The 9296-nt window shown below is 64.4% G+C and carries 8 protein-coding genes; 4 read left to right on the top strand and 4 right to left on the bottom strand.

Features of this window, described 5'->3' with window-relative positions; all coding sequences use genetic code 11:
* From VFL62_RS26840 to VFL62_RS26825, 4 genes are all read right to left on the bottom strand, one after another.
* Positions 1 to 330 (bottom strand): ABC transporter substrate-binding protein (locus VFL62_RS26840; protein ID WP_414644854.1); only part of this gene is annotated, 330 nt, incomplete at its 3' end.
* 30 nt (positions 331 to 360) lie between these two features.
* Complete coding sequence (locus tag VFL62_RS26835; protein WP_325175423.1) at positions 361 to 945, bottom strand: amino acid synthesis family protein; 585 nt, start codon at positions 943 to 945, stop codon at positions 361 to 363.
* 45 nt (positions 946 to 990) lie between these two features.
* Entirely contained in the window at positions 991 to 1893 is a 903-nt protein-coding gene (locus tag VFL62_RS26830) for a UPF0280 family protein (protein WP_325175422.1), read from the bottom strand.
* Positions 1893 to 3332: a 6-hydroxynicotinate reductase gene (locus VFL62_RS26825; RefSeq protein WP_325175421.1), complete on the bottom strand. Its 1440-nt coding sequence runs from the start codon at positions 3330 to 3332 to the stop codon at positions 1893 to 1895. The genes VFL62_RS26830 and VFL62_RS26825 overlap by 1 nt, the downstream gene beginning before the upstream one ends.
* A 243-nt stretch (positions 3333 to 3575) precedes the next feature.
* Between VFL62_RS26825 and VFL62_RS26820 the strand changes: the two genes are divergently transcribed.
* From VFL62_RS26820 to VFL62_RS26805, 4 genes are all read left to right on the top strand, one after another.
* Positions 3576 to 4058 carry a (2Fe-2S)-binding protein gene (locus VFL62_RS26820; protein ID WP_325175420.1) on the top strand — a complete coding sequence of 161 codons (483 nt, stop codon included), beginning with the start codon at positions 3576 to 3578 and terminating at the stop codon, positions 4056 to 4058.
* Positions 4058 to 7615 carry a molybdopterin cofactor-binding domain-containing protein gene (locus VFL62_RS26815; RefSeq protein WP_325175419.1) on the top strand — a complete coding sequence of 1186 codons (3558 nt, stop codon included), beginning with the start codon at positions 4058 to 4060 and terminating at the stop codon, positions 7613 to 7615. The genes VFL62_RS26820 and VFL62_RS26815 overlap by 1 nt, the downstream gene beginning before the upstream one ends.
* Positions 7616 to 7657: 42 nt before the next feature.
* Positions 7658 to 8962: a nicotinate phosphoribosyltransferase gene (gene pncB, locus VFL62_RS26810; RefSeq protein WP_325175418.1), complete on the top strand. Its 1305-nt coding sequence runs from the start codon at positions 7658 to 7660 to the stop codon at positions 8960 to 8962.
* A 50-nt stretch (positions 8963 to 9012) separates the two neighbouring features.
* Positions 9013 to 9296, top strand: a 284-nt coding sequence (locus VFL62_RS26805) for a PLP-dependent transferase (RefSeq protein ID WP_325175417.1), incomplete at its 3' end; no start/stop codon positions are given.

Genomic DNA, 9296 nt, shown 5'->3' with positions numbered 1-9296 from the left:
AAGCCCGATATTGGACAGGAAGGTGCCGGTCAGCATCGCGACGTTTTCGCTCGAAACCAGCTCGTTGGCCGCGGTCTGCGCATCCGCCGGCTTGCCGCCATCGTCCTTGGAGACGACGACGAGCTTCTTGCCGTTGACGCCGCCGGCCGCGTTGATCTCCTCGACCGCGAGCTGCCAGCCCTTGCGGTAGGGCTCGGTGAAGGCCGGCAGCAGCGAGTAGCTGTTGATCTCGCCGATCTTGATCTCGCCGCTCTGCGCCAAGGCGCCATGCGTGAGACCCGCATAGGTCAAGGCAAATAATCCGCCCAATAGAATCTTGCTTCGTTGCATGCCTCTACCCTCCAGCGTTGATCCAATAGATTATCGCAATCCGTCTTCGCCCTTGATCTCGCCGACCGAGAGGCCGCCGACCCGTGGCAGCGGGCGGCCGCCATCGGTGACCGCGAGCGCCACCATGATCTCGCCCGCGCGCGGGGCGTCGTTGATCTGCACTTCCATACCGTCGAAATGGCTCCTGACGAAGGCCGCGTCCTTGTGGCCGAGCGGAATATCGAGCGTGGTGCCCGGGCCAGAGCGCTTTTTCGAGGATGGAATCAGCGCCGCGCCCTTGCCGAGCGCCTTGCGTACCGGCGCACCCATCTTCGGATGCAAGATCGCTGCCGCGTGCTCGAGCTCACCGTTTTCACCGACGGCCGCGGCCTTGCCATAGCTTTGCACCTTGGCGCCGTCGATCCCGAGCGCCGCCACTGCTCTCTTGGCGAGCAACTCGCCGAGTTCTTCGCCGATCGCGATCAGCGGCGAAAGATCCTCCACGTAGCGGCCGGCAAAGGGGTTTTCGATCACGGCGATCGCGGCGGCGCGGCGGACCGGTGGGCTTACCGGCTTCCCCATTTCCATCAGCGTCTCTTCGACGACGGTCACGATCTTGCGGATGACAACGGTCATGGACGGGCACCCTGTTGGGGGACGGCGATGATGGCCGAATGCAGCTTACACATGCATCCTACTTTCGTTGATCTGCGGCCGATGAAGAACACTGGAAGGCGGGCTTGGCAAGCCGACGACGCGGATTTCGCCTTTGAGATGCAGCGCCGCTGCCTCGATCAGCTCCAAATCGAGCAATTGGCGCGCTTTGGCGCAGCCTGCCTCCAGCGCCGAGGCGATCGCCTGATATGTCAGCGCGCCGACCTCGCGCGTCACCAGGCGTGAGCCCAGATCGCTGTCTGGCTGAATCTCGTTGGCCGGACAGCGGACGATCGCGGGGTGGTCCGGCAGGTCGACGGCATTGGCGATGATGGTCGCGGCCGCATCGGCCTGCGCTGCGCTGCGCGCCAGCACCGTCACGGCATCGGCGATACCGAGCGAAAAGCTTCGCCCGTGATAACCCGAAGTCGCGATGCCGCGGGCCGGATCGCACTCGCGAACAACCGCCGTTCGCATCAATCCAGATGCATCCGGCCGATCGATCAGCCCGACGGTGAATTGCTCGCCATCCGCCAAATGAAAGGCGATATCGCCGCCGTTATTGACATAGGCGCGGCGCAGCGCGGCGGCCCGCACCATCGCGCCCAGAATTTCCTCCGCCACGCTGCCCGCCACCGCCGCCATCGGCGTGATGAAATGATCGTCTGCGAATGGCTTAACCGCCGCATCCATGCGGCGCGCGACCACGCCTTGCAGGGCGCATCGCGACGGATCAGCGGGCGACCGCAACAGCGCCAACTCGCCGCAGAGCTCATCCAGCAGGCCGGTAAAGCGTTCGACCGCGGCCGCGTAAGCGAGGCGCAGGTTTTCGCGGCTGCCGTGAGCCTCCACGACCAGATCGATCGGACCATCCTGCAGATGCAGCCGCTTGCCGTCCTTGAGCCATCCGACCTGCGGCCGCCGCGCCATCACTGCGCTCCCGTTTTCGGCTGCGGCGACGCCACCTGACGGATTTCGGTCTTCAAGGATGCGAGGGGACGAACATGATCCATGTGGCCGCCGAGCGCCGCATAATCCGACAGCCGCATCGTGAACTCGATCGGCGCCACCAGTGCCGGCGTCGGCACATAGCCGAATGCACCCGCGGGAAGCCGCGTCACATCGACCATGAAGGTGATGCCGCCGCCCGGCCAGACATAGACCGGCGCGCCACCGCTGGTGACGCGCGTCAGGGCGTCCTTCACCGATCGGGTCAGGCGTACCGGATTGTCGGTGACGCCGGCGCGCAGCGAGCCGCCCGCCCCACCCATGAACAGCACGGTGCACAGTGCCGGCTCGCAATTCTCCTGGATGCGCTCGACGGAAAACTGCAGATCCGCCGGCATCGGCTTCTGGACCGGCTTCAAAGCTTGATCGAGTTCATAGTAGGCGGCGTGCTCGCCGGTGGTCGAAACCATCAGCATGGTCATGCCGGGCTTTGCGACCTTCGGATCGAACGGCCCCAGAATCGACAGCGGGTCCGAAATCTGCGTACCGCCCCAGCCGGTGCCGGGCTCAGCGACCTGGAAATAGCGGCCGGGCGTCGAACGGCGGCCCTTCATCTTGATGCCGGTATCGGCGATATCCAGCACCTTGCCGGCCTGGTGCTCGCTCAGCACGCCGGTGATGTGGTCGTCGACCACGACGACCTCGTCGACCTTGCCCTGCCACTGCTTGGCGAACATGCCGATCGTTGCCGAACCGCAGCCCACTCTCATGCGCTCTTCGGTCACGCCATTGATGGTCGGCGCGTGGCCCGCCTGCACCACCACGGTCGCGCCGCCGTCGACGGTCATCTCCACCGGCTTGCAGTTGCTCAAGTCCATCAGCGCATCGCAGGTGACGCGGCCTTCCTTCTTCGATCCGCCGGTGAGGTGATGGACCCCGCCCAGCGACAGCATCTGCGAACCGTATTCGCTGGTCGTCACGTGCCCGACCGCCTCGCCCTGCACGCGCACCGTCGCGGTCTCGGGCCCGAGGAAGCGGTCGGTGTCGATCTTCACCTTGACGCCGCAATAAGAGAAAATGCCTTCGGTCACCACCGTGACCATGTCGACACCGTCGATTTCCGACGAGACGATGAAGGGCGCCGGCTTGTAATCGGGATAGGTGGTGCCAGCGCCGATCGCTGTGACGACAACGTCATTCTGGTGGACGAGCTTGCCGTCCCAGTCGCCGCCAGCCTGGAACGGCACCAGCCGCCCGCCATGCGATACCGTCCGCTCCAACAGGACATGCGGGTCGACGCGCACCAATTGCCCATCGTGATTGGCATAGCGGTCGCACGCGCCTGACGCGCCCGGCTTGATGTAGCACATCACGGGGCACGCATCGCAGCGGATCTTGTCGGCCATCGCCTCAGTCGACATCAACGAAGCCTTTGCAAGGGGCGTTAGAACCAAGCATTTTGTTCGTATACGAACGATGTTGCGCGCGCGGCGAAAGACTGTCAAGCGCGTTTAGACGCCAGCGCCGCGGCTTCCGACGTTCGTTCGGGGTTGCCTCGACTTCGTCGAACCACGTCAGAGCCGTAGCCACGGGCTTGCACGTTTGTATGCAAACGTTATTCTCGAAACGTCTCTAAACCAAGCGCCAAGAGCCTCGCCCGACGGATGACTGACGCCCCAATCCGCCTTCGCGTCAACGGCCGAATGCATCAAGTGGGCGCGTCGCCTGACACCGCCCTGCTCTATGTATTGCGCAACGATCTCGAACTGAACGGGCCGAAATACGGCTGCGGGCTCGGCGAATGCGGCACCTGCACCGTCCTGATCGACGGCGTTGCCGCGCGCTCCTGCGTCATTCCGATCGAAGGCTGCGTCGGCCGCGAGATAACCACCCTCGAGGGGCTCGGCACACGCAACGATCCGGATCCGGTCCAGGAAGCGTTCATTGCCGAGCAAGCCGCCCAATGCGGCTACTGCCTCAATGGCATGATCATGACGACGAAAGCGCTGCTCGCGCGCAACCCGCATCCGACCGAGCAGGAGGCGCTGGAAGCCCTGCGCTACAACCTCTGCCGCTGTGGCGCCCATGTCGAAATCATTCGCGCCGTGATGCGCGCGGCGGGTGCAGCGGTCGAGGCACGCGATTGATGGCAACGCCCGATCCTCTCCATGGCGGCGAGCATCGCGCGGGAACGCTTGCGGTGGTGCGGCCGTCTGCGCCCGGTGTGGACGATCCGTTCGAGACCTTCGTCAAGATCACCGCGGACGGCTCGGTCACGGCCTATAATGGCCATGTCGATCTCGGCACCGGGATTCGAACCGCGCTCGGACAGATCGTCGCCGAAGAACTCGACGTGTCCTTTGCGCGCGTTGTCGTGGTGCTCGGCGACACCTCGCGCGTGCCGAACCAGGGCGCGACGATTGCAAGCGAAACCATCCAGATCACCGCCGTGCCCTTGCGCAAAGCGGCAGCGCAGGCACGCCAGTTTCTGCTCGCCCGCGCCGCCGAGCGGCTCGAACTGCCGTCGCAGGAACTTGCGATCGAGGACGGCCTCGTCCGCGGGCATAATCGCGCGATCAGCTATGGCGAACTGATCGGCGACGACGTCATCCGTCTCGAACTCGCCGACGACGTCGAGGTCAAGTCCACGGACGACTACCGCATCGTCGGCCAATCGGTGTCGCGGGTCGATTTGCCGGCGAAAGCAACCGGCGAACTCGTTTACGTCCACGACATCCGCGTGCCGGGCATGCTGCACGGCCGCGTGGTTCGGCCGCCCTATGCCGGCATCGACGGCGGCGACTTCGTCGGCACCAGCCTGCTCGAAGTCGATGAATCCTCGGTCCGCGATGTTCCCGGTCTCGTTGCAGTCGTTCGCATTGCCGACTTCGTCGGCGTCGTCGCCGAGCGCGAAGAACATGCGATCAAGGCCGCTGCTCAGCTCAAGCTGGCCTGGAAGAAAGTACCAACACTGCCCGATCTGGAAGAGGTCGAGAATGCGCTGCGCGCCAATCCGTCGACGCCGCGCAAATTGATCGACAAAGGCGACGTCGACGCGGCGCTGAAGGGCGCCGCGAAGCAGATCGACCGCACCTATCTTTGGCCCTACCAGATGCACGCCTCGATCGGCCCATCATGCGCGGTTGCCGAGTTTCGCGACGATCATGTTCGCGTTTGGTCCGGGACGCAAAACCCTCACATCCTGCGCGGCGATCTGGCGCTGTTGCTGCAGCGGCCGGAATCCGAGATCGAGATTATCCGAATGGAGGCGGCCGGCTGCTACGGCCGCAACTGCGCCGACGACGTCTCGGCCGATGCGTTGCTGCTGTCACGCGCGGTCGGCCGTCCCGTTCGCGTGCAATTGACGCGCGAGCAGGAACACGTCTGGGAGCCGAAGGGCACCGCGCAATTGATCGACGTCAAGGGCGGACTGAATGCCAATGGCGGCGTCGCTGCTTACGACTTTGCCACGCGCTATCCTTCCAACGTCGCGCCGACGCTGGCGCTGCTCTTGACCGGCGCAATTGCGCCGACGCCGCAGGTCTCCGAGATGGGCGACCGCACGGCGATCCCGCCTTACGATTACGATCATCTGCGCGTGGTCGCCCACGACATGCCGCCGATCGTGCGCGCCGCCTGGCTGCGCGGCGTGTCGGCATTGCCCAACACCTTTGCCCACGAATCCTATATCGATGAACTCGCTCACGAAGCCAAAGTCGATCCGATCGAATATCGCCTCCGCTACCTGAAAGACCCGCGCGCGGTCGATCTGGTGAAGGCGGTTGCCGAACGCGGGGAATGGAAGCCGCGCCCGGTCCGGGAGGAAAAGCGGGCCGAGGGCGACGTGGTGCACGGCCGCGGCTTCGCCTACGCACTCTACGTCCACAGCAAATTTCCAGGTTATGGCGCGGCTTGGTCGGCCTGGATCGCCGACGTCGCCGTCAACAAGGCGACCGGCGATGTCAGCGTGACCCGCGTGATCGCGGGCCAGGATTCCGGCTTGATGATCAACCCGGACGGCGTGCGCCACCAGATCGAAGGCAACGTCATCCAGTCGACCAGCCGCGCGCTGATGGAAGAGGTTTCCTTCAGCGGCCGCTCGGTCGCAAGCCGCGAATGGGGCGCCTATCCCATCATCAAATTCCCGGAGCTGCCAAAAATCGACGTGCTGATGCTGCCGCGCCAGGACCAACCGCCGCTCGGTGTCGGCGAATCTGCCTCGGTTCCGAGCGCCGCCGCAATAGCCAACGCAATCTTCGACGCCACTGGCCTGCGCTTTCGCGAGCCGCCGTTCACGCCGGAGCGAATTCTGGCGGGCTTGCGCAGCGGACAGGTCGCGCATGCCGCCGCCCTCGCCGCGCCGTCAAGCCCAACCCGTGCGGACCCGAACCGCTGGTCCAACCCGTTTGCCAGGCGGCGCGGCGTCTTCGCCACCGCGGCGGCGCTCGTCGCGGGCGGCATCGGTATCGCCGCGGCGATCCTGCCGTGGCGGGCGATCGCGCCGATCGCGCGGCCGGACGCCTCGGTGTTTTCCTCCGCCACCATCGAGCGCGGCCGGCAGCTCGCCGCGCTCGGCGACTGCGCGACCTGCCACACCTCGGTCGGCGGCATTGCTTACGCCGGCGGTCGCGCCATCGAAACGCCGTTCGGCATCGTCTACGGCACCAACATCACGCCCGATGTCAAGACCGGCATCGGCAACTGGTCTTATCCGGCATTCGAGCGCGCGATGCGCGAGGGCATTCATCGCGACGGCCGGCATCTTTATCCGGCGTTTCCCTACAATCATTTCGCCAAAGCGAGCGATGCCGATTTGCAGGCGCTCTACGCGCATCTGATGGCGCAGCCGCCGGTAAGCCAGAACAATCGCGCGCCGGCGCTCGCCTTTCCTTTCAACTGGCGGCCGTTACTGGCTGGCTGGAATGCACTTTTCCACGATGCCGGCACCTTCTTACCCGACGCGACAAAATCAGCCGTGTGGAATCGCGGCGCTTATCTGGTCGAAGGCCTCGGCCATTGCGGCGCCTGTCATTCGCCGCGCAACGCGCTGGGGGCAGAGAAGGACAGCGCCTATCTCGCGGGCGGCTTTTCCGAAGGCTGGGAAGCCCCGGCTTTGACATCGCTGTCGCATGCGCCGATCCCCTGGACCGAGGACGAGTTGTTCAGCTATTTGCGGACCGGCTTCTCGCGCTTTCACGGCGTCGCCGCCGGTCCGATGACGCCGGTGGTGCAGGAGTTGAAGGCCCTGCCGGATGAAGACATCCGCGCCATGGCGGTCTACCTCGCCTCCTTCAATGAACCGGCGGCTAAAACCGACCAGCAGGCGCTCGCCGCCCAGCTTGAAAGTGCTGCCGGCGCGCGCATCGTCGCAAGCTCGCCTTTCGGCCAGCGCTTCTACGAAGGCGCTTGCGCGGTGTGCCACGCCGCTGGCGGACCGCCTTTGTTCGGCAGCCGGCCCTCGCTCGCCCTCAACAGCAACATCCACGCGGCAAGCCCCGACAACCTGATCCAGGTGATCCTGCACGGGATCACGACGCCGGTCTCGAGCGACCTTGGCTACATGCCGGCCTTTGGCGGGCACCTGTCGGACGACCAGCTTGCCGAACTGGTCGGCTACCTGCGCCAGCAATTCGCACCGGAAAAGCCGGCCTGGACCGGGGTCAAGGACACCATCATGCGTATCCGGCAAGGCAAAGCCGGCTGAAATCCACTGGTTGCCGCAATTGGGGCAGGCTAGACTTGACCCATGACCGTTAATGACATTGCGACGCGGACCTACAACCACGGCTTTCGGCTCGATCCGATCGTGCGTAGCCTGCTGGACACCGATTTCTACAAACTGTTGATGGTGCAGATGATTCGGGATTGCTACCCGAAGCAACAGGTCACCTTTTCGGTCATCAACCGATCCAGGCAGGTACGCCTCGCCGAAGTCATCGACGAGAGCGAGTTGCGCGCCCAGCTCGATCACGCCCGCACGATCCGCTTTTCCAAAAAGGAATTGATCTGGCTCGCCGGTAACACGTTCTACGGCAAAACCCAGATGTTCTCGCCCGACTTCATCAACTATCTGTCGAACTTCCGCCTGCCCGAATATGAACTCAAGAAGGTCGACGGCCAATACGAATTGAATTTCTACGGACCGTGGACGCATACCACGATGTGGGAAATTCCCGCGCTTGCGATCCTCAACGAACTACGTTCGCGCCAGATGATGAAGGGACAGGGCCGCTTTGCGCTCGATGTGCTCTATGCGCGCGCCAAGGCCAAACTCTGGACCAAGGTCGAACGCCTGCGGAAACTCGAAGGCTTGCGCCTGTCGGATTTCGGCACGCGCCGCCGCCACGGCTTTCTCTGGCAGCGCTGGTGCGTCGAGGCGGTGAAGGAAGGGCTGGGTTCGTCCTTCACCGGCACCTCCAACGTGCTCTTGGCGATGGACAGCGATCTCGAAGCCATCGGCACCAATGCGCATGAACTGCCGATGGTCGCGGCCGCCCTGGCAAACGACGACAACGAATTGCGCTGGGCCCCCTACCGCATTCTCGATCAATGGCGTCATACCTATGGCGGCAATCTTCTGATCGCCCTGCCCGACGCCTTCGGCACCAAAGCCTTCCTGCGCGACGCGCCGGAATGGGTCGCGGACTGGACCGGTTTCCGCCCCGACAGCGCGCCGCCAATCCAGGCCGGCGAGGAAATCATCGCCTGGTGGAAGCAGAAGGGAAAAAATCCGAAGGAAAAGCTTCTGGTATTTTCCGACGCCATGGATGTCGAGTCGATCGAGGAAATTCACCGGCACTTCGCCGGCCGGGTCCGCATCAGTTTTGGCTGGGGCACCAACCTCACCAATGATTTCATCGGCTGTGCGCCGAACGGCTCGGTCGATCTCGACCCGATCTCGATCGTCTGCAAGGTGACGTCGGTGGACGGCCGGCCTGCCGTGAAGCTTTCGGACAATCCGGAAAAGGCAACCGGAATCCCGAGCGAAGTCGAGCGATACTTGCGCGTGTTCGGCAATGCCGGGCGGGTTCGCGCCCCGGTGCATGTCTAGAACACCCCTGCTCCCCGCGAGCCGGTGAAGAAGAACCGACGAGTTGCTCCATGCCCAGCCCCAAGCCGCCTGCCTTTGAAACCCTGAGCCTGCACGCTGGCCAGCGCGTCGACCCGGTAACCGGCGCTCGCGCCGTGCCGATTTATCAGACCACGTCCTACGTCTTTCAGGATTCCGATCACGCCGCGGCGCTGTTCAACCTGGAGCGCGCCGGCCACATCTATACGCGGATCTCAAATCCGACGACGTCCGTGCTGGAAGAGCGCATCGCGGCGCTGGAGGCAGGCGTCGGCGCGATCGCAACCGCCAGCGGCATGGCGGCGCTGCATCTGGC

The sequence above is a fragment of the Bradyrhizobium sp. genome, from assembly GCF_035701725.1.
Lineage (GTDB): Bacteria > Pseudomonadota > Alphaproteobacteria > Rhizobiales > Xanthobacteraceae > Bradyrhizobium.
This window is presented reverse-complemented; position numbering and strand designations above follow the sequence as displayed.